The following is an 18,208-nucleotide window of genomic DNA, read 5'->3' on the forward strand; positions in this document are numbered from 1 at the left end:
CCCCATGCTGCACACGGAAAAATACGCGATATTGATTCTGGGATATAGGCTCACGATGAACTGCTGTTTCTAAGATGGTAAGTGACATTGTGTATTCTCCTGGTTGAATGATTTGTGTCAAAACGACAAAACCATCAAACCACGGAACTAAAACCACGCAAGCAGCCTGAGAGCCCATTTCTAGGAGGGGTTGCGCGGATTACTTTCTATGTCATTCTTGTACTAAAACAGTAGAGATGTATGCTTGAATTTATCAACCACATGACGATTACACCATTGAATGCCATGGGTTATTACTTACTTGCTGGCGTGCTTCTATTTCACGATATGAAGCGAATCCGATGGTACGCAATGAGCCTTTTATGGGTTAGTTTTGGCACCTTTGACCGGGGATTCTTAATCGAGACAACTATGCTTGGATTTGCATTCATGCTGACGGAAGGCTTTTTTGATACTTATTTCCAACATGAGAAAGCGAAAGCGCAATCCAGGGCAATGAAAAGCAAAAAGTGAAACTGTGGGGTGTTACTCAAAGTAAGAACTACATCACAGTCTTTGTTTGACAATAAAAAGCCCACTCTTTAATCTTAAACTATCTTTGTAACCTTTGGTTGCACTGAAGAGTCATGTCACACTCCAAGCTGACACTATTCTAGAGAATCAGTAAGCTGATTCCTCACTACCCCACGGGCTATGTCTATTCCCGTCGGGGATAAATGTATCCCATGGTTTCTATTTAACTTCACTTTTTAGGAGTACCACTATGGGATGCGTAGTCATCGAACATTTTCCAGAAAAAGACTTTAACGAATCAGACTTCGGTTTGAATCGTGATGCAAGGCTTGATGCAGCAAACGACAAGCCGGCTCGGATATCTTTAAATACAAGTGCTGTTATGGCATTTGAGTGTATTGAGATACGTACCACTCGTCCGTTTACACGTGAGAACAAAGAAGATGTTGTTCCAGGTGTGCGAATCAAAACTAGCTGGGGTCAGCATTTAGTAGTTTTTGACGATTTGCCAATGAATTTTTCAAAGGCGATGGATACAGCTTGTAGCCATCAGAAAATCAATGAACTCACAACATTAAACTCTGATTACTGGCGTCGTTATCGCAAGCAATCATAGTCGCTGGCCACACTTCACGATTTTTAAGGCCTTCAAACAAAATCACTTCGAGATTAAAACGGCATAGCCGATACCACAGGTCTTTATGACCAAGAACCCAAAAGGGGATGCACCTATCCCCATTGGGATCGGCTGTATCCCCTAATTTATTAGGAGAAAAAAGTTTATGTCTACCTTACAAAATCAACGTCAAGCTAAAAGCCAAGCACTTCCATTTTTGTTTGAGCAGCCAAAGCGAGTTGCGGTGTTTTGCCGTAACGGTTGTCACTTTTCAATGGTTGCATCTGAGCATGAATACCATTCATGTCCAGCATGTAATTCACAAATGACAGCTACTGCAGAGGACGCTTATATGGATGCTCTGGTGAATGCCGGCAATGTTCAATAAGGATACGAGCACTGCAGTTTGCTGTAATGCGAAATACTCTCTCACTGAGGGGGTATTCCAAAGCATCTAACCAGGTGTTTCGGAATGCCAGATTTCCTGATAACACATCATTGTTATCTCGAAGAGCAATTCGGACTCGTCAAAACCGAACTCACAGACCATTCACTACGCTGAATGGTTATGCAAACCCAAGGGGTGCTCTACTCCTTGGGAGTGGTCACCTTTTTTAATTTATGGAGAAATTCATGTTAAGAAACGATAAAAGAGCTGACCCTAAAACTATTACTTTGTCTGATGTCATCGACTTCCATTTCAACCTTGCCAAGATCCATATCAATACCAAGATTGAGAAAGTCGCTGGAAATAGTCGTAGAGCAGATGAGCTCTATGAGGAAGGCATGGAATTAGTTTCTGATTTTGCATACAGCGCAGAACTAGCTGGATATAACTGGGCACAGGAGGAGTTTTTTTCCAAATTTCCTCAGTATGCCTATTTCATATACAGAGGTGAAAAAGATGCTCGTAATGATGCATTTATAAATTCCTGCAGAGCAGAAGCTGGCGGCGGAAAAGTGTTTGTTTACTGTCCAAGAGGCTGTAATCACACACAAGCCCCTGCATCTGATCCATGGGATGAATGTGCGAGCTGCGGAGCAATCATGCGACCTGAAGGTGAGGAAATGTTTTATGACTCTTTAACCTTAGCTAGGCAGGTAATGTGATTCTACAAGAGCTGTCTTAGTACGCTGAAACAGTCATTACCTTCTCGACTTTGAGAGGGTATTCCAAAGCTTCTACTGGAGGTTTCGGAATACCAGATTCCTGATAACACATTGTTGTTATCTTGAAGAGAATTCGGACTCATAAAACCGAACACAGATGCTTAACCTTAGAACGTTAAGCGATTTAACCCCAGGGGTGATATTCACCCATCTGGGGTTGAGATCATCCCTAATATTATGGAGTTTTTATTATGGGATGTATCAAGATAGATGTTTTTCCCGAGTTAGATTTTGAATCGGAAATGTTTGGTAAAAGTTTGCTTGGCTATATTGCTAACGGTGAGCTTGAACAAAATATCGAAATTGATGTTAAAGACATTATTGCCTATGAATGGGCACCGATACTGAAAGTTGACACTGAGACAAAGAAAAACGTCGCGGACATGGCACCAAATGGGATTCGATTATTGCTTTTAACAGGTGAAACGCTGGTGGCTTTTGACCATTGTTATGAAACCTTCGGTAAGTCGGTTGAAATGGCAAGGCGTCCACATGCGAACGTAGTAACTGCAAAGCGTTTATCGTTAGAAGAAGCAGGTCGTCTTTCCTATACGCCGGAATGTTTCAGAAGTATTCGTTAGAAATTGTGAATTTAACCTGATGCAGAATGTTGATTTATGAGCTTTCTGTTTGATGAGTAGATTGATTAACCGGCTTTAGAAAAGCACGGTATTTAATTTTCTTAATGATGCTTTCTGCTAAGGCTTCATCTTTGGCCAGCACAATCGCCCGGATGAGATCGTCAGAAAGTAATTGTTTATTAGTTGAATGCACTAATTGAAGTCTGTTGGGTTTATTCATGTAAATGAGTATATCACCGGGCAACAATCACGAAAGGGGCTAAAAAGCGCTTTTGCCTGCTTTTTTGCCTACATTAGCCAGACATTAATGGCTTTCCTAACCCACACGGGGATCGATATCTCCGTATGGGGTGTCGATCCCTCTTAAATTAAGAGGTATTTGTAACATGGAAACCTATCAAGTAATCGCTTTAAGTACTTCTCATATTGAGCAGGCCGATAACAATGCATTACGCATTGCAGCGTTTCAGACCAATATGGTGATGGAGCGTGAATCCGGCTTCTTTATTAAGCTGTATATGAACGATTTGGCAGGAAACCTCCGAGGAGATTACAGTCCTTCACTTTGCAAAGTTATTGAATTTGCTTTTAACAATGATTTTCAAATGATTGAACTGGACTCAGATGCAGAGGCTATCCCAGAGCTGGACCAGCACGACTGGTAAAGCATTACCCCTGGCAGCAGGGGTATTCCAAAGCGTATTCACAGAGTACGTTTCGGAATAGATATCCAGTAGATAGCCAAATACTATCTATTTGATAAGTCAGCCGGACTTATTCAAAACCGGCCTCAATGTCCAAGCAGTACGCTGTTTGGATTCTCAAAACCCATAGGGGGAAGTATTTCTCCTTATGGGGACTGCTTTCCCTTTATTTTATCCGGAGAAGCAGATCATGGGATGGAGCTATTCAACGCAATGGCGTTCAAAAAAACAATTGGTCGAGTATCTTACTGATTCATATCGCTTTGGCGAAAATCAGGAACTCTTAAAGTCCAGTGTAGTAGGTAACAACCACTGGTACTTGGCCAAACTGAAGACGACCGGAGAAATCTGGATTGGTCTTGATATGATGCAAAGTGGCCGTGAGGATGGCTGGGGCTACAAAGATCTAACTGCATCATGCGGACCTGTCGTAGTGAACTGTCCGTTATCTTTCTTAAAGGCGGCCAGCACACCAGAGCCAGATAGTTTCGATGCAAAATGGCGTGAGCGTGTTATTGCTTATCATGAAAGCAAGAAGCTTAAAGCCAAACGCAATCTGGAGCCAGGTGTTGTTGTTGAGTATGGTGGTAATGAGTATGCGTTAGAAGAACCGGCCGGCCCAAGGATGGGTTGGTACGTTAATCGCCTACCTGACAAACGTCGTTTTCGTATGAGTGCTAGACAACTCGGACAAGCCGAGATAAGAGGGGCTAATCACTGATTGGCTCAAAATGCTCCCTTCTTTACGAAGGGGGTATTCCAAAACATCTAACCAGGTGTTTCGGAATGCCAGAATTCTCGACAGCAATTCACTGCTGTCCTGAAGAGTCAGTCGGACTTACCAAAACCGGCCTCAATGTCCAAGCAGTACGCTGTTTGGAATCCAAAACCCATAGGGGAAAGCATCCTTTCCTTTATGGGCGGATGCTCCCTTTAACAAGGAGAGAAAAATGCAAAATACACCAGAGTTTGGAGCACCAAGAGCGTCAGATAACATGACAACTATGGAGCTGCGAAACGCCAGAACGCCGTTCACACTTGATGTAACACTGGATAAACTTCGGTATTACCTTAAAGCAACATTACATCATGACGCTGTGGAGTTACTTGAAAAGGCAGTTGATAAAGCCAAGGTAGACAAAGATTATTTTAATCGACTAGAAAGTGCACTGCTTCGAGGTTCAACCGTTGAAGGCCGAGAGTTATTCTCAGACTTTGGCGATTACTGGGCAAGAACGAGTGCGGTAATTCCATATTACCCACATCACGATGCAGTAAACAGCATTGATACCGCTTTATTTCACATCCGAATTGGTGATATGAAAGAAGCAATTGATGACTTTAATTTTCTACATAATCGTTCTGTGGATTAATAACTTTGACATGTAAGCTGAGTTACCCGGATATAACGGGATAAGAGAGGTTGATGATACATCAGCCTTTGAATACTCTCTCAAAGAGAGGGTATTCCCAAGCATTCAATAGAGTGTTTCGGAATACTCAATTCTCGGTAGCGTTATCGTTGTACTAGTGCTTGGATATAAATAAAACTTGGCACCTATGATACGACGACTTTGACGATATTTATCCTCTCGATACTATTGGCAAAATATACAACTAGGCCCAGTGCCTGGACCTATTCCAGTAGGCTATCAAACACATAGTTGAATCATTATTCGGGTAGAGTGTGAACTGCATCAATGTATATCGTTGACAGCGATCTTACCCATCGATAAAGTTATCTTAATTGTTTTTTATACCTGTCTTTTATTAGCCAGGTATGAAGTGCTCGTCCAACACACCAAGTGGACGCTCAACTATTCATCTGTACGCAGATGATGTCACTGAATTGATTATCTGTAAGCAGATAATTCACCCATAGGGGAATACTTTTTCCCCTCATGGGCATAAGTGTTCTCCTTTTTTTTATCTGAGGAGTAACACTTATGACTGCAATCAATGTTCTTGAAGTAAGCTTTGAGGAATCGTCTGAGCAAACGCTGGAAGATACCATGCACGATCTGATTTTATTGTCAGATAGCATGACTACACCAGCTGGCAAAAAGACAATTGAAGCTGCAATTGAGGCTATTGCTGAAGAGCAACGTCGTAGAGCTGCTAAACCAGTTCTTGTCGCTATTTAGGCTTCCGCTGTTTAACTGCAGAAAGAGTTGTCCCTCCTCGGGGGGACAATGTATCTGCAATCTGAAAGGCAGTATCTCTGTCTTTATCCACCAACAACGCTTTTAAGATTTCATTGGCTTTTTGTACTTCTAAAGCCTCGCGTCCGCCGTGGATGATATTCAGAGTTTTCTTTTTTTCTGCCATTTAGTTTTCCATTTTCAGGGGGAGCTTATGCAAGCAATTCTCAATTTAACAAAACAAATGACCTGGTGCGAATTTTCTGGGTCAATCTTTGGACTGCTTGGCGCTTTTTTGGTTGCCATGCAGGTTCCTGGATCAGAGTTTGGATTTGTATTCTTTTTAATTTCAAATCTTTTCTTTATCCAGTTTTCGTTAAGTAATCGATATTACGCACTGCTGCTGATGCAAGTGGGTTTTACGGCTACCAGCTTGATGGGGATTTATAACGGGTTTTTCGTTTAATCCTTCAATGTCTCAACAGTTAGCTGTTGAGAAAACTTTAACCCGGAGGGTAACAATCCCTCACGGGGGTTTGACCTTTCGATTAGTGAATGGAGATCATCATGACTCAATCTAAATTTATTACTGACAGAGGCCAGACCGTAACCATTGAAGAGAAATTGGCCAGTATTCCTTATGGCTGGTCTGGTCAGATAGATGTGTCCGGTGTGGAGGAACGAGAAGGGCATATATATGCTTCTGATTCTCCTTCATTCTATGGTACCTACTGGGTTCTTGTAGATGGCACTGAAATGTGGCTTGAGGATTTTCTCGATGCAACTGTGGCCAATAGTTTTGCTGAAGAAGTAAAGCAAGCCGCACTCATTAAAACCCAACAAAGACATTAAGCAAGTGAAGCTTCATATTTAACGCTCTCTGGTTTTCACCAGGGGGCGTTTTTTTGTGCCCGACATCTGGCCCTTAGATTAATCATAAGAAGTGCATGAACTCCTCAAATGACTGAGGCAAAATTAATCTATGCCTGCTTCTTGTGACGCCTAAATAGAGCCTTGACGCTAAAGATGATCGAGCGGCCTTGTTTTCTTTACTTTGAATAGACATGGATCTTTTAACGTCATACAGCTGTTGAATGATTGCTGGTGCCAACATGACGCTATCGAATTCATGATTACGTGCATTTTGAAATAAACCAATAACATACTGAGCTGAATGAGACTGTAACGATTTAGTCTTTTGCCAATTCTCAGTTTTGTAGCCTTTTTCAAATAATTTAGTTAGATGAGCGACTGAACGATGTCTTGAGTTCTGGTTTAAAACATCATTCCAATCATTGTAATTACTTAACCCAATTACTCTCACAGATTTTTTCTCTCGGTAAAGGCGTATACACCCTTGAGCGAATTGATCTAGCTGTGGTCCACTACCTAGAACTCGATATGGTAGTTTTAAAGCGGCTAACCTCTCTGACCACTCGAATAGCTCCCATAAATCATCTACCCAGATAGCCGTAGGCTTTATGGGAACAATAGGTCGGTCGTAATATTCAATTTCACAAGACTTTTCACGATTGGCTATGAACTCATCCATTACTGGTAAGGAGTGTAGGTCGAGAGAGAAATTTACAATATCGCCAAGCTTTCCTGGAGTTCTTATAGATGAGTTCATCTGTCTCTCAATTGCCGGAGACATTCTTTTTGCAGTTATAGAATTGATAGTCTGAAACTTGTCTCCAAGCCCAATATAGCCTTGATTGCTTCGTTCAATAATTTCCAACATTGGCTCGCTTAAATCATGACTTTCATCCACAATCAAGTGAGAAAAATATGCCGGTATTTTATAACGATGTAGTGAGGCATATTTAACAACATGCATATCACGAACCGGCACTTCTACAGGAAAGTTTGCTGGAGGATTCATAATAAACTCCCATAGCAAAGAAGCGTGAGAAGTTAAATATGACTTATCATCAAAACTAAGGCCACTCACCCACCTCGGAATTAAGTCTTCTGTAATTTCACTATCGCGAGTCGAGCAAAACCTAGCAACCATCTGAAAAATAATACTGCTAACGCGATTTGGTAAGTATGTAGATACTGACTTTAAATGAAATTCTGTAGCGACAGCATTAATAGGATTTGCTTCTCTATCCAGAGATGTTCTATTCAATTTAATATTATGCTGAGAATGCTCTTTGGAGATCATAAGGGCGGCGAGTTGACCAAACGTCATTGGCTGAACAGATGGGTGTAATACTGCCCTAAGTGCGTCAAGCTGAACTCTTGAATGGGTTAAAGCTAAAATTCTCTTACTATTATTTTTATTTCTACTGACCATAATTTCAGAGATGGCCGAGAGCATGTGCGTTTTTCCAGTTCCAGCATATCCTTGAACATCAATATGCTCATCTGAAAGGCTGCGCTCTATTTGACTGAATATTCTATGTTGATTGCTGAACATTTCCCGTTGATGTCCAGATGGTAATGCGATTATTACCTTTTCCTGTATGTCGGGGTGTTTGTAGTTGGTTTTAAACTCATAATCCCACCTCCCTTCTGCTGTCAGATACTTGGAATGTCTGACATCGTTCTCAGGAAGTAGATATATTTCATTCTCCTTCGCCAGGTCACGACCTTTACGGATTGAAGCTGTTGAAAAACGATCTTTTATTTCATGAACGAATTTCTTCTCTGACTGACTTTCATATTCTTGACCAATATTTATAATCTCATGAAGAACTTTTTCTAGTCTTAAATTATTAGGGGGGATTAGAGAAGGTAATTGGTTAATGACATACAAAGCAGCCAATTCATATAAGGACAGGGAGTGAAACTTATTACTGTTTAAAACAGATAAATTAAGATCGTCACCGTCATAAAAAACTGACTCTTCCAAAACTAATTCGACAGTTTCATAACTAATGGGTAAAAACAATCTATTGATCATGAATTATCATGCACTATTCCAAGAGGTTCACTCAGTAACAGAAAGAGATTCTTAGGAATCTTCTTCATTAAATTGTTCAACAAGATATTGGAAACGATTTGCTATCAATTCCTGGTCTGTAAATCTCAGTCTGATCTCGTCATACATGCCTTTTTTCTCTAACCTAGATATTTCTCGCTGAATAAACTCATCAGCCAGAGCTACCTTGATAGAACTAGCATTGCCTGACTCTTCGAGTAAATGATGGTGAGAGAATGGTTCGGTATAAATTCTATTAACAATCTGTTTGCTAATACTGTTGACTGCATGCTTGAAATCAAACTTCAAACCAACTTTTCGCTGCATAGATATGATGTCAGAGATTATCCAAGACATTAATTCTTCTATATTGGTAATCGCTATACTCTTTGAACAATTTTTTAACGTTGTTTGAAGATATCTTCTTTGGAGCCTATTAGGTATCCGAGTCTTTGCATCAATTACTTCATTAAGACTCAATACTTCTGCATAACGGTTTCGTTGTTTGGAAAAATTGGTTATTTTAAAAACAACCGCATCCTTACCCCGAGCTTTCTCATATGTCACGGCAATGTCATATTTTTTATGCTTGTTAATTTGCTCTACTGCAGGTTTCAGTACCTGACTATTAAAGTACTTCCATTGTGGGTAGATATTGTTTTCAAAAAAACCCATTTGCCGACGCAATGACTCGAAAGAAATTGTAAATTTTGGCTTAAAAGCATAAGACTTGAAGATTGCATAAAGACGCTGTGCATTACCAGTGGTTAGAGCCTCCAATAGTTTTAAGTCAAGCTGAGCATAGCTCTGGATTGGAACCATTTCCTCATATATTTCGCTTTGAACCTTAACAATAATGTGATCTTTATCATCAGTAGGGTTGTAAGTGATCCGTGGAAACATTGATATGAAATCAAACCCCATTTGGCCCTGATTGTTTGGACCGATGTAGTTTCTCACACGCATATCCATAAGACCTTCAGCAGCATCCCTGAGCTGTTTGCTTCGATTACTTTTATCAAATAATTTGCTGTCTATCTTATTTACTGGAACCCGTATGATGATACTTTCCATAGAAAATGATTCGACATACTGATCATCCCTATCAAGATAAAATTGCTTTACTGTTTCATATATCTCTATAAATAGTAGCCACTGTATCTTTGTAAATGAGTTTGAGTATTCTGCTAAAGAGAAAGAACGATTAATTAAACGAAACTCACGCTCTTCCTCGACTGTTAAGCCATCTATTACTAACTCACCCTCAAGTGCGTCTGCCTTATCTGAATTGGTGGCTTGATCTCCAGAATACTCTTGACTGAGTTGATCCCCAAGCAGGTCATTTTCTTCATTTTCACTCATTAAAAACTGGACCTCGTAAAAGCTACGACCTTTGACTATTAGTGGAGCGTACATTAAAAACGTAAAAACTACGACCTTTAAGTAATATGTCTTTGAATATAAAATAATTATAGATGCATTAATTTATGCTTGCGACAGAAATCACAAATAGAATAAATCGATGCTAGGAATATTATAATCCCTCAGATTCACACGTAAATGTTACGACCTAAGTGTTTTTAGGTCGTAAAGAATACGTACAAAAATCATATTTCACTCCAGAAGTAAGCTGCATTTAATCATCGTAAAACCTACGACCTTCAGAGGTCACCCGTAAATCTTACGACCTAACTAGCACTACAAAGCCAATGTTTACAGGCGCTAACAACTGCTCGTAAAACCTACGACCTTCAATCATATCTCGTAAAACTTACGACCCAACTAGGAGTGCAAAGCCAGTGTTTACAGGGGCTGACAACTACTCGTAAAACTTACGACCTTCAATTGTATCTCGTATAAATTACGACCTAACTAGGGCTGCAAAGCCAGTGTTTATAGGAACTGACAACTACTCGTAAAACTTACGACCTTTAGAGGTCACTCGTAAATCTTACGACCTAACATGCTCTGCAACCTCAATATAGATAGGGGTTAACAGTTGCTCGTAAAACCTACGACCTTTAGATATCGTTCGTAAACCTTACGACCTAACTGGCACTGCAAAGTCAATATTTACAGGGGCTAACAGTTATTCGTAAAACCTACGACCTTTAGATATCGTTCGTAAATCTTACGACCTAACAAGCTCTGTAACCTCAATATAGATAGGGGTTAACAGCTGCTCGTAAAACCTACGACCTTCAGACAGTACTAGTAGATCCTACGACCTATCGAATACTATTAGCAGACCGTTTGTGCTCTAAAAGCAGATCATAATAGTTACGACCTAAGTAGCTATAACCTCTTATAAATGCCGATACACACTAGCGTAAAAGCTACGACCTTCATATTTTTACAAGTTAGTATTGAGATATGTATTAGTTATTCGTCATAAATCCTTTTCAATAGTTGATACGCATATAACTGGTCACGCTTTCGCAGCACTCTACAGAAGCATTTTGATCATTAAAAGCGATAACCGGATATTGGTCTAAGCCGGTTATCATTCATTCAATCAATTTGATATCTATGAAGTGAGGGTGCTTTAAATGTAAACTGATAACTTGCTGATATAGTGGTTTTGGGTCAGTGATAAAAGTTATTCACAGGGGAAGTAGTAAGGCTCGTAAAACTTACGACCGTCAGGCTCTAACTATTCGTAAAACCTACGACCTTAATTAACTTATACACGTAAAACCTACGACTATTGTGAATAAATATCGTAAAATCTACGACCTAGAACAATATAACTAATTGATATCAATAGAGTTATAACACTAGTAAATATCCTTAATAGATCTTATCTTATTGTTATCTTATTAAGAGTATTAAGATTTTCTTGTATTCAGAAAAGAGTAAGCACAAAAACGAATCGATCTGTGCACCTGATGTGCGAAATAAGTAAATCAAGACGCACTCATTAAAATCCAACAATGACATTAAGTAAGTGAGGCTTCATATATAACGCTCTTTGGTTTTTTACCAGGGGGAGTTTTTTTTGACCTTTATTAAACGTAGTGCTTATAGTGACTAATTAATTAAAGGTCAGACATGCAACCTATAACAGCAACCAAAGCACTATATATTAAGTTAGGTGGTGGAAGTGATTGGGCAGATGATTGTGTCAAAAATGGATATATAAAACTCGGATATATTGATGTCGATCATAAGCTTTGCTCACAAGGTCTCTGGGAGGAGCTAAAAGCAGATTTTCCATATGGTAATAACCCAGGAGCTAAAACTCGACATATTAACCAGGTACAGAAATTCTACGAAGAGCCAGAATCAACACTTTGGATAATGTTTCATGGTGGAGCTTTGTACTGGTGCTTTTCAAAGCCTGAAATAACCATACATCCAGATAATACCAAAACAAGACCTGTTTTATCTGGATGGTCAAAGACAAGCATTACAGGAAGTGAGCTTATAACTGGACGTTTGAGTGGCAAGTTACTGGCCACACAATCATTTCAGGGCACGATTTGTGATGTAAGAGAGCTCAATTACCTACTTCACAAAATAAATGGCACGATGGAGCCACATGTAGCTAAAGCCGAGGATGCAATGGAGGCATTGATTGAGGCCACTATTCCAATAATCAAAAACCTTCATCCTGATGATTTTGAGATACTTACTGATCTGATATTTAGACAAGCTGGCTGGCAACGTACCGGCGTAACCGGTGGAACACTTAAAGATATCGATCTAGATCTCATTTCACCGTTAACCAACGAAAGAGTAGCTGTTCAGGTGAAATCTACTGCCAGTAGAGGCGTTTATAATGCCTGCAAAAATCAATTTGAACAGTTAGCAGGCTTCAGTCGTTATTACTTTGTAACCCATTCACCATCAGATGATTTACTTAAGAAGGTCGAAATAGACGATAAAGATGATCAGATAATATTTTGGAATGCTCGAACACTTGGGGAGTATTCAGTTAAAAATGGCTTAGTTGGTTGGTTAATCAATAAGGCCACATGAGGCACTGGAATGGAAACCATACTCGATCAAATAAAAAAAACTATAAGTGACTATCAATTACAAGACTGGCTAATTGAATATCCTTGGTTAACTGGGTTTCTGGGCAATCCTAAATCGTCAATTTGGTTTATAGGTGAAAATCCTAGCCTGAAGGGTGTTATCAACGTACATAAACACAACTTAGTGAGAAACGAAAATCTTCAATGGAACTCGCATGATGGAGATAAACTGTTACGCGAAGCAATTACAGAGGCTGGTTTAAAAAAAACGACTACTGATGGTAATGATAACTGGAGTTGCTACATAACTAATGCCATCAAAGAGCCTGAAATAGTCACTGAACGAAATATCAAGAAACAAAAGGCTAGTTACTGGAGAGATCAAGCAGAACGATGGTTACCAATATTACAGATGCAGATAGATAAAGGAAATCCGAAAGTCTTGGTTTTACTTGGTGGCCAATCAGAAAAAATAATTAATTACATGATTAAAAATGGACTTAATGCACCTGCTACAGAAAAGATTCATCATTATTCATACATAATGATGAGACCAGAAGCAGGAACACATAGAGGCCCCAGGCATCCAGATAGGATTCAGGAATTTAAAGACAGTATTAAAAAAATTGCCTCAAAATATAGTGAATAAACTATGAGGGTATTGCTGGCCACTTTACACCATGCCGCATTATTTCTTTTATTGACTCTTCAGGTTCATCTGGACTGAAAAATCCCCAATATTGCTTTTCATGAGGCTTTTTTAGCCGGTTGTAGATATTGCCAATATCAAGACATTGAATGAATGCATGGATTTTACCGTCAGGCCCCATCGCTTTGATGAGTTTGCAGCGGTCGTCCTCACTATCGAAAATCATATTTTCAAGATCATTGACCAAATACATACTCTACCTCCTTGATAGACCATGACAATTATCTAAACACTGCTGAATTATACCTAGAGATTCAGTTAACCTTGAACTTACATCTTTTGCAGTAAAGCGTAATATCCGCCAGCCATGCAGTGTAAGCAGGTTCTGACGTTCACGGTCACGTTGAAATTTATCTTTATATGAATGTGCCGTGTGGCCATCCAATTCGATCGCAAGCTTATGAGCAGGGAAGGCGATATCAATTTGAAACTTTCTGCCAGGTATCGCACCTTCTAATTCCCATACGCATTCTGGCCAGTAAACCTGGCAACATTCAAAAAGAACTCGTTGTGGTGATTTTGTTTTTGATCGCTTTTTACCGATGCCGGCAGGAAGTTTCTTAGACTGCTTGGTACCGGTTTTATTTAGTAACCCCAAACGTAATGCTTCACGCTCTGAAAGCCTAATAGTCATCTATTGTCACTGTTCAATAAATACTTTCAGAATCTCATGGAACATAAATCACGCAAGGTTCACATGATGAATCAAGTGCTCGCCTGTATGATGTGACGTGATTACGTACCAGGGAAGGGAAAATAGTGAGACAACTAAAAGAAGAAGCGCAAACCGATACAATTGCTCGTGATATCGGCTTTGATATGTACCGTTACAATATTCCAATAGCCGATATGGAAAAGTATCCTGCCGTCCAAGAAGGATATCGTCACGCCCAGAGTTTGGAGGTTAGCAAAGTCACCAGGGCAACCATTTTTGAAAGAAAACTTATTTCCATCAAAATGCGTGCATATCGCAAAGGTATCGAGGTTGGGATAACCGAAGATGATCTGGCCTCAGCTTTTCATGATTGCAAAGGTATTTGCCCGGTAACAGGTCGAGAAATGACGGTGGCCAAAGTTGCTGATACGGACTGGTCGGTAGACAGGCTGGATAATGATAAAGGCTACTTACCAGATAACATTGTCATTATGAGCAGAAGAGCAAATGATGCCAAAGATTCGCTATCTCTTCATGAGCTAATTATGTACTGCATGGGGCTTGAAGTGCCGCCAGCAAGCAAGGCAAAGTTTATTAAACAAAGTCGCAGCTTTTGGCGGAATTTAGTGGACGCATATCGCAAAAAGATGCCGAGCTATCTGTTTGGTAAGGTCATGGAAGAGTTATGCCGTGAACCTGGACAGCGACTTGCTGTTCTCACCTCTTTGAATATGCACTTACTCCAGCTGGTTTCAGATTCAAATCTAAGTGAAGTCGAGCGGTTATGGGAGAAATGCCCATTTCTCAGTGTATATCTGCGGGATGGAACCATTCACAAAAGCGAAATAGCAAAATTAAGAAAATCTGCCCTCAATGCTGTAAAAACGGCAAGTAATTCAGAAAAAGTATCTGAAATTGATATGGTCTTTAAGATGACTGCACTATTTATAAAGGCAGAGAGAAGCAATGAAATCATCAGCAAGCTAACAGAAAGGTGGAGTTCAGATATAGACAGCGACGAAACGCGCAGGGTAATCATGATGGCTGCACTGATGGATGAATCTCTCGTAAGGTAAAGATCACTTGATACGAGCCGAGAAGATCATAGAAAAAGCCACCCTTCACTTGAAAGGTGGCTTTTTTGCATCAGGCTTGTTTAAGCATTGCGGCATGGCATTTCAGGTTGGTCAAAACACCTTCTACACCAATCTCAGGTCGATTCTTCATTAGTTGAGCGAGAAATAAGGCGCGAATTTCAAAAACATCGCCGGCACTGATTGGAACTGCTATTTGATGATGGTCTTTGGCAGACATATTCAAAAAGTAGTTTTTACCCTGATTTGCGATCAGTAATCGCTTGGTATTGTCTGCACCGTAGTTGGAAAGTTCTACTTTCGGCAACAAACCAAACATTACCGCGGCAACACTGGGTAAATCACTTCGAGTGATCTGAATGCGTAACTTTTGATTCCAATTGTACTGTCGAGTGGCCACTGACATGGCACCATCAACGGCAATGGTTGCGTCCCCGCCACGGGTTTCATCATAGGCAAAATAGAGTGCTGATTGTTTGCCATAGACGTGATGACCGACAAAATTGCGTTTTTCAGAGTCCGGTTGTTGTCCACCAGCAGGTTGTTGGTGTTCTGCTTCTGGTGCATTGGGATGTGCCACTGTTCTGGCCGGTGCTGACTCATTAACAGTGGATTGCTGGACGGGTTTTGATTGAGCTACTGACCGTTGCTGTTTTGGTGGTGGTGAATCCATATTGTTCTGAGCAGGAGGTGCATCGAGCATCGGTTGTCCTTTGGGTGCTTGTTCGACAAAAACCATTTCAGGCTGATCTTTGTAATGAGCCAGAATACTAATCACATCATCACGTGCCTGAGTGTTCTTCTGGCAATATTCTAATGCTTTAGCAAACATAGCTACCTTACTGACAGCAGCCAAGCCTTTATGAGACAGGCGAAGTTTAATACCTGCAGTGGCCAGCGTTTGGTTAGTAGAATCAAGAGTGAGCGTCGTCATAAAAACCTCCGTTAAAATGTATTTATGACTGTCATATTATAACACAATCACGGTTACGCAACCCCCTAGCCAAACCCACGCCCAGCGCCATGAAAGCTCACTTTTTGCTAGCTGCGAAAATCTTTCTATTTTGTTTTTCTTTTTTGTCTTTTTTACTGCTTAATTCAATCTATTTACCGCTACGCGGGGTTCATCACGGCAGGTGAAATAGGCCGTTTAACGGCTTAACAGTTTTTAAAGAATCGAAATACGATCACATCGGCAGAACATAAGAAAAGGAGTGATGTTTCAGGTGAGGTGTTAACGTTTGCTTAACTAAGGTTGTGTTATATTATCCCTACTAATATTCAATATTAAGGGCAGTTTATGAACATGGCGCCAGAGCTAATGAAGCTCGTTGAACGTTTTGAAGACGTGTATTTGCCATTACGAGACCAACAGCATGCCGTGGCAGATTTTGTTCGTGGGGATTCGGAATATCCGTACTGGGCGCATCTGAAAGCTGACCGGGAAACGGTAGCTGCTCACATCGAATTGTTGGAATACCAAGAGGACGATATGGATGCTGGCGGCACAACGTCGATGCCTGCGGTCTTGGGTGTACCGTATGACATGCTGGCGGAAGTACGTGCGATTAACGATATGCGGGACAATCTCGCCTCGTTTTTGCGTGAAACCGACAAGGAGGTAACTCCCGAGGGTCAGCGATTGAGCAAGTATCTACTGGAGAAAGTTGGACTACGCCGGTTTAATCGTAAAGTGGCGGGACGAACCTTTCGTGTACTTGATGGACGACCAGAATCTATCAGCTTTACCTGGTCACAATCAACCACTACGCATAAATTATCTCGTGATGAGGCTGTTGCGGTCGCTGCACGTAAGATTGTTAAGACGCGAGAAAAAAAACAGCTCAAATTGCTGCAATCTGAGCAATCTTTGCTAATGGAACTGCCAGAAGGTGAAATTCTGGCCAGGGTTTATGAGCCATCACCCCAACCAAAAATGAATATCATCATTGATGGTAAACGCATGCCGGTGACAACGGCCCATTTACCCCTGTTTTACCCTGCAAAACCTGGTGAACGTTTGCCGGTGATCATACCGCTGCCCAAAAAATGGGAGCGGAGGCTGCGTGTAAGACGTAGTGATGCCACATTGGAAGATGTACCGCTTTGCCCAATACTTAATATCCATCGTTATTTACCTGAAGACAAGCTAAGGAAGAAGAAATGATTAAATCTTCACACATACTTAACGTGTCGATTGCCCTTATCTTTTGGGGAGCGGTGTTGGTATATGCAGCACATCGCGACAGTGAACGCATCAAGACCTTAAAAGCTTCTGCCGTAAATTGCGTACAAGCTGGAACTCACAAACTGTGACGGGCTAGCTGACAATGGTGTTGCAGTAGACTTATTTTTGCAAAACGCCTCCTATCAAACCGCTATTAAAAATAAAGTGCTAGACGTGAACGACAAACCACGAAAGCAAATCAAAGTACTCGTTGTATTCACTCACCAATATGCCGCAGAACATGGCATTTCTTTGCCTGACAGCTATACTTCACACTGGTCAAAACCTGAAAGTGACTGACAAGGAGGTTTACATTGCTTGAAGATAACATCATAAAGTTTGCAAAGATGCGCTTAGAAGTCCTTAGAAATATGTCGAAAAACTTCATTGAGCTTCAAGATGTATTGTCTCTGTATTACGAGATAAGAGGACTTACCGAGCTTCGCAAGCTTAGCCCCTGTTGTTTATCCGACGGCGCCATAAACGAACTGATACTGGCTGAGAACTTGGCGAACCTCACTATGAGAAATGTGAATCCCGAAGCAATTAAGATCCGAACTGAGCAGGGTATGCGTTTCGATGAATACACGCTGATGTCTGAGCGTGGACTTGCTGATCTGATCTTCAAAGAAGGTGGCCGGTTCAATAATCCGGACGCAGTGTCGGTAGCCATACACCGGGGCATCATTGATGATGTTAAAAACGAACGTGCCTGCTATGAGCGAATTGAGCGTCAGGAAAGGAATAATACAGAATCATGAAGGCAGAGCACGGACGATTTGGCCCGTCTTAGTTGGGCGATATAGCAATTTGCTCAACATAGACACGTGCAAAATGTGCAGACCGTTAATCAAGAAAATATATAACTGTGCCGCTGCAACACTACTAACCG

Annotated in this window: 23 protein-coding genes; 16 read left to right on the forward strand and 7 right to left on the reverse strand. The window is 40.8% G+C overall.

Features of this window, described 5'->3' with window-relative positions; genetic code table 11:
- Window positions 1-240 precede the first annotated feature (240 nt).
- From B3182_RS13345 to B3182_RS13365, 5 genes are all read left to right on the forward strand, one after another.
- Window positions 241-513 (forward strand): hypothetical protein, encoded by a 273-nt coding sequence (locus tag B3182_RS13345; RefSeq protein WP_289245096.1) that lies wholly within the window; start codon window positions 241-243, stop codon window positions 511-513.
- 250 nt (window positions 514-763) lie between these two features.
- On the forward strand, window positions 764-1,129 hold the full coding sequence (locus B3182_RS13350) for a hypothetical protein (RefSeq protein ID WP_292411830.1): 366 nt from the start codon (window positions 764-766) through the stop codon (window positions 1,127-1,129).
- Window positions 1,130-1,295: 166 nt separating this feature from the next.
- On the forward strand, window positions 1,296-1,517 hold the full coding sequence (locus B3182_RS13355) for a hypothetical protein (protein WP_292411828.1): 222 nt from the start codon (window positions 1,296-1,298) through the stop codon (window positions 1,515-1,517).
- Window positions 1,518-1,762: 245 nt separating this feature from the next.
- Entirely contained in the window at window positions 1,763-2,239 is a 477-nt protein-coding gene (locus tag B3182_RS13360) for a hypothetical protein (protein WP_292411827.1), read from the forward strand.
- Between the two features lie 251 nt (window positions 2,240-2,490).
- Window positions 2,491-2,880 carry a hypothetical protein gene (locus B3182_RS13365; protein ID WP_292411826.1) on the forward strand — a complete coding sequence of 130 codons (390 nt, stop codon included), beginning with the start codon at window positions 2,491-2,493 and terminating at the stop codon, window positions 2,878-2,880.
- A gap of 34 nt (window positions 2,881-2,914) precedes the next feature.
- On the opposite strand, the gene B3182_RS13370 is transcribed toward B3182_RS13365, so the two are convergent.
- On the reverse strand, window positions 2,915-3,100 hold the full coding sequence (locus B3182_RS13370) for a hypothetical protein (RefSeq protein ID WP_292411825.1): 186 nt from the start codon (window positions 3,098-3,100) through the stop codon (window positions 2,915-2,917).
- 166 nt (window positions 3,101-3,266) lie between these two features.
- Between B3182_RS13370 and B3182_RS13375 the strand changes: the two genes are divergently transcribed.
- The 4 genes from B3182_RS13375 (at window position 3,267) to B3182_RS13390 (ending at window position 5,728) form a co-directional block, all read left to right on the forward strand.
- The gene (locus B3182_RS13375; RefSeq protein ID WP_292411824.1) at window positions 3,267-3,545 is read left to right on the forward strand and encodes a hypothetical protein; all 279 of its coding nucleotides are present in this window, start codon (window positions 3,267-3,269) and stop codon (window positions 3,543-3,545) included.
- Window positions 3,546-3,774: 229 nt separating this feature from the next.
- Window positions 3,775-4,305 (forward strand): hypothetical protein, encoded by a 531-nt coding sequence (locus B3182_RS13380; RefSeq protein WP_292411822.1) that lies wholly within the window; start codon window positions 3,775-3,777, stop codon window positions 4,303-4,305.
- Between the two features lie 229 nt (window positions 4,306-4,534).
- The gene (locus tag B3182_RS13385) at window positions 4,535-4,957 is read left to right on the forward strand and encodes a hypothetical protein (RefSeq protein WP_292411820.1); all 423 of its coding nucleotides are present in this window, start codon (window positions 4,535-4,537) and stop codon (window positions 4,955-4,957) included.
- A gap of 573 nt (window positions 4,958-5,530) precedes the next feature.
- Window positions 5,531-5,728, forward strand: coding sequence for a hypothetical protein (locus B3182_RS13390; protein WP_289245088.1), 198 nt, complete (start codon window positions 5,531-5,533; stop codon window positions 5,726-5,728).
- Here the strand turns inward: B3182_RS13390 and B3182_RS13395 are convergent.
- The gene (locus B3182_RS13395) at window positions 5,721-5,912 is read right to left on the reverse strand and encodes a hypothetical protein (protein ID WP_292411819.1); all 192 of its coding nucleotides are present in this window, start codon (window positions 5,910-5,912) and stop codon (window positions 5,721-5,723) included. The two genes, B3182_RS13390 and B3182_RS13395, sit on opposite strands and share 8 nt — an antisense overlap.
- Window positions 5,913-5,939: 27 nt before the next feature.
- On the opposite strand from B3182_RS13395, the gene B3182_RS13400 reads away from it, so the two are divergent.
- On the forward strand, window positions 5,940-6,191 hold the full coding sequence (locus tag B3182_RS13400; protein ID WP_292411816.1) for a nicotinamide mononucleotide transporter: 252 nt from the start codon (window positions 5,940-5,942) through the stop codon (window positions 6,189-6,191).
- Window positions 6,192-6,292: 101 nt separating this feature from the next.
- Window positions 6,293-6,577: a hypothetical protein gene (locus tag B3182_RS13405; RefSeq protein ID WP_292411815.1), complete on the forward strand. Its 285-nt coding sequence runs from the start codon at window positions 6,293-6,295 to the stop codon at window positions 6,575-6,577.
- Between the two features lie 82 nt (window positions 6,578-6,659).
- Here the strand turns inward: B3182_RS13405 and B3182_RS13410 are convergent, their stop codons facing one another.
- Window positions 6,660-8,633 carry an AAA family ATPase gene (locus B3182_RS13410; RefSeq protein WP_292411813.1) on the reverse strand — a complete coding sequence of 658 codons (1,974 nt, stop codon included), beginning with the start codon at window positions 8,631-8,633 and terminating at the stop codon, window positions 6,660-6,662.
- Window positions 8,634-8,684: 51 nt separating this feature from the next.
- Window positions 8,685-10,013 (reverse strand): replication initiation protein, encoded by a 1,329-nt coding sequence (locus tag B3182_RS13415; protein WP_292411812.1) that lies wholly within the window; start codon window positions 10,011-10,013, stop codon window positions 8,685-8,687.
- A 1,689-nt stretch (window positions 10,014-11,702) separates the two neighbouring features.
- Here B3182_RS13415 and B3182_RS13420 point away from each other — a divergent pair.
- On the forward strand, window positions 11,703-12,632 hold the full coding sequence (locus B3182_RS13420; RefSeq protein ID WP_292411811.1) for a hypothetical protein: 930 nt from the start codon (window positions 11,703-11,705) through the stop codon (window positions 12,630-12,632).
- A gap of 9 nt (window positions 12,633-12,641) precedes the next feature.
- Entirely contained in the window at window positions 12,642-13,280 is a 639-nt protein-coding gene (locus B3182_RS13425) for a uracil-DNA glycosylase family protein (RefSeq protein WP_292411810.1), read from the forward strand.
- Between the two features lies 1 nt (window position 13,281).
- On the opposite strand, the gene B3182_RS13430 is transcribed toward B3182_RS13425, so the two are convergent.
- Both B3182_RS13430 and B3182_RS13435 read right to left on the reverse strand, forming a co-directional pair.
- Complete coding sequence (locus B3182_RS13430) at window positions 13,282-13,533, reverse strand: hypothetical protein (protein WP_292411809.1); 252 nt, start codon at window positions 13,531-13,533, stop codon at window positions 13,282-13,284.
- A gap of 3 nt (window positions 13,534-13,536) precedes the next feature.
- Window positions 13,537-13,974 (reverse strand): endonuclease domain-containing protein, encoded by a 438-nt coding sequence (locus B3182_RS13435; RefSeq protein ID WP_292411808.1) that lies wholly within the window; start codon window positions 13,972-13,974, stop codon window positions 13,537-13,539.
- 125 nt (window positions 13,975-14,099) lie between these two features.
- On the opposite strand from B3182_RS13435, the gene B3182_RS13440 reads away from it, so the two are divergent.
- Window positions 14,100-15,071 carry a hypothetical protein gene (locus tag B3182_RS13440; protein WP_292411806.1) on the forward strand — a complete coding sequence of 324 codons (972 nt, stop codon included), beginning with the start codon at window positions 14,100-14,102 and terminating at the stop codon, window positions 15,069-15,071.
- Window positions 15,072-15,141: 70 nt separating this feature from the next.
- On the opposite strand, the gene B3182_RS13445 is transcribed toward B3182_RS13440, so the two are convergent.
- Complete coding sequence (locus B3182_RS13445; protein WP_292411805.1) at window positions 15,142-16,023, reverse strand: hypothetical protein; 882 nt, start codon at window positions 16,021-16,023, stop codon at window positions 15,142-15,144.
- A 387-nt stretch (window positions 16,024-16,410) separates the two neighbouring features.
- Here B3182_RS13445 and B3182_RS13450 point away from each other — a divergent pair, with 387 nt between their 5' ends.
- Window positions 16,411-17,256, forward strand: coding sequence for a DNA replication terminus site-binding protein (locus B3182_RS13450; RefSeq protein WP_292411804.1), 846 nt, complete (start codon window positions 16,411-16,413; stop codon window positions 17,254-17,256).
- 374 nt (window positions 17,257-17,630) lie between these two features.
- A complete protein-coding gene (locus tag B3182_RS13455) occupies window positions 17,631-18,077 on the forward strand; it encodes a hypothetical protein (RefSeq protein WP_292412624.1) in 447 nt (148 codons plus the stop codon).
- The last annotated feature ends 131 nt before the right edge of the window (window positions 18,078-18,208 follow it).

It is taken from the genome of Methylophaga sp. UBA4204 (genome assembly GCF_002379485.1).
Lineage (GTDB): Bacteria > Pseudomonadota > Gammaproteobacteria > Nitrosococcales > Methylophagaceae > Methylophaga.

Bases quoted from the DNA above. Each gene is read 5' to 3' on its own strand.
- B3182_RS13380 (WP_292411822.1), top strand. From the start codon at position 3,775: ATGGGATGGAGCTATTCAACGCAATGGCGTTCAAAAAAACAATTGGTC.
- B3182_RS13375 (WP_292411824.1), top strand. From the start codon at position 3,267: ATGGAAACCTATCAAGTAATCGCTTTAAGTACTTCTCATATTGAGCAG.
- B3182_RS13410 (WP_292411813.1), bottom strand. From the start codon at position 8,633: ATGATCAATAGATTGTTTTTACCCATTAGTTATGAAACTGTCGAATTA.
- B3182_RS13450 (WP_292411804.1), top strand. From the start codon at position 16,411: ATGAAGCTCGTTGAACGTTTTGAAGACGTGTATTTGCCATTACGAGAC.
- B3182_RS13385 (WP_292411820.1), top strand. From the start codon at position 4,535: ATGCAAAATACACCAGAGTTTGGAGCACCAAGAGCGTCAGATAACATG.
- B3182_RS13355 (WP_292411828.1), top strand. From the start codon at position 1,296: ATGTCTACCTTACAAAATCAACGTCAAGCTAAAAGCCAAGCACTTCCA.
- B3182_RS13445 (WP_292411805.1), bottom strand. From the start codon at position 16,023: ATGACGACGCTCACTCTTGATTCTACTAACCAAACGCTGGCCACTGCA.
- B3182_RS13365 (WP_292411826.1), top strand. From the start codon at position 2,491: ATGGGATGTATCAAGATAGATGTTTTTCCCGAGTTAGATTTTGAATCG.
- B3182_RS13425 (WP_292411810.1), top strand. From the start codon at position 12,642: ATGGAAACCATACTCGATCAAATAAAAAAAACTATAAGTGACTATCAA.
- B3182_RS13435 (WP_292411808.1), bottom strand. From the start codon at position 13,974: ATGACTATTAGGCTTTCAGAGCGTGAAGCATTACGTTTGGGGTTACTA.
- B3182_RS13420 (WP_292411811.1), top strand. From the start codon at position 11,703: ATGCAACCTATAACAGCAACCAAAGCACTATATATTAAGTTAGGTGGT.
- B3182_RS13345 (WP_289245096.1), top strand. From the start codon at position 241: ATGCTTGAATTTATCAACCACATGACGATTACACCATTGAATGCCATG.
- B3182_RS13370 (WP_292411825.1), bottom strand. From the start codon at position 3,100: ATGAATAAACCCAACAGACTTCAATTAGTGCATTCAACTAATAAACAA.
- B3182_RS13390 (WP_289245088.1), top strand. From the start codon at position 5,531: ATGACTGCAATCAATGTTCTTGAAGTAAGCTTTGAGGAATCGTCTGAG.
- B3182_RS13395 (WP_292411819.1), bottom strand. From the start codon at position 5,912: ATGGCAGAAAAAAAGAAAACTCTGAATATCATCCACGGCGGACGCGAG.
- B3182_RS13415 (WP_292411812.1), bottom strand. From the start codon at position 10,013: ATGAGTGAAAATGAAGAAAATGACCTGCTTGGGGATCAACTCAGTCAA.
- B3182_RS13350 (WP_292411830.1), top strand. From the start codon at position 764: ATGGGATGCGTAGTCATCGAACATTTTCCAGAAAAAGACTTTAACGAA.
- B3182_RS13360 (WP_292411827.1), top strand. From the start codon at position 1,763: ATGTTAAGAAACGATAAAAGAGCTGACCCTAAAACTATTACTTTGTCT.
- B3182_RS13430 (WP_292411809.1), bottom strand. From the start codon at position 13,533: ATGTATTTGGTCAATGATCTTGAAAATATGATTTTCGATAGTGAGGAC.
- B3182_RS13400 (WP_292411816.1), top strand. From the start codon at position 5,940: ATGCAAGCAATTCTCAATTTAACAAAACAAATGACCTGGTGCGAATTT.
- B3182_RS13405 (WP_292411815.1), top strand. From the start codon at position 6,293: ATGACTCAATCTAAATTTATTACTGACAGAGGCCAGACCGTAACCATT.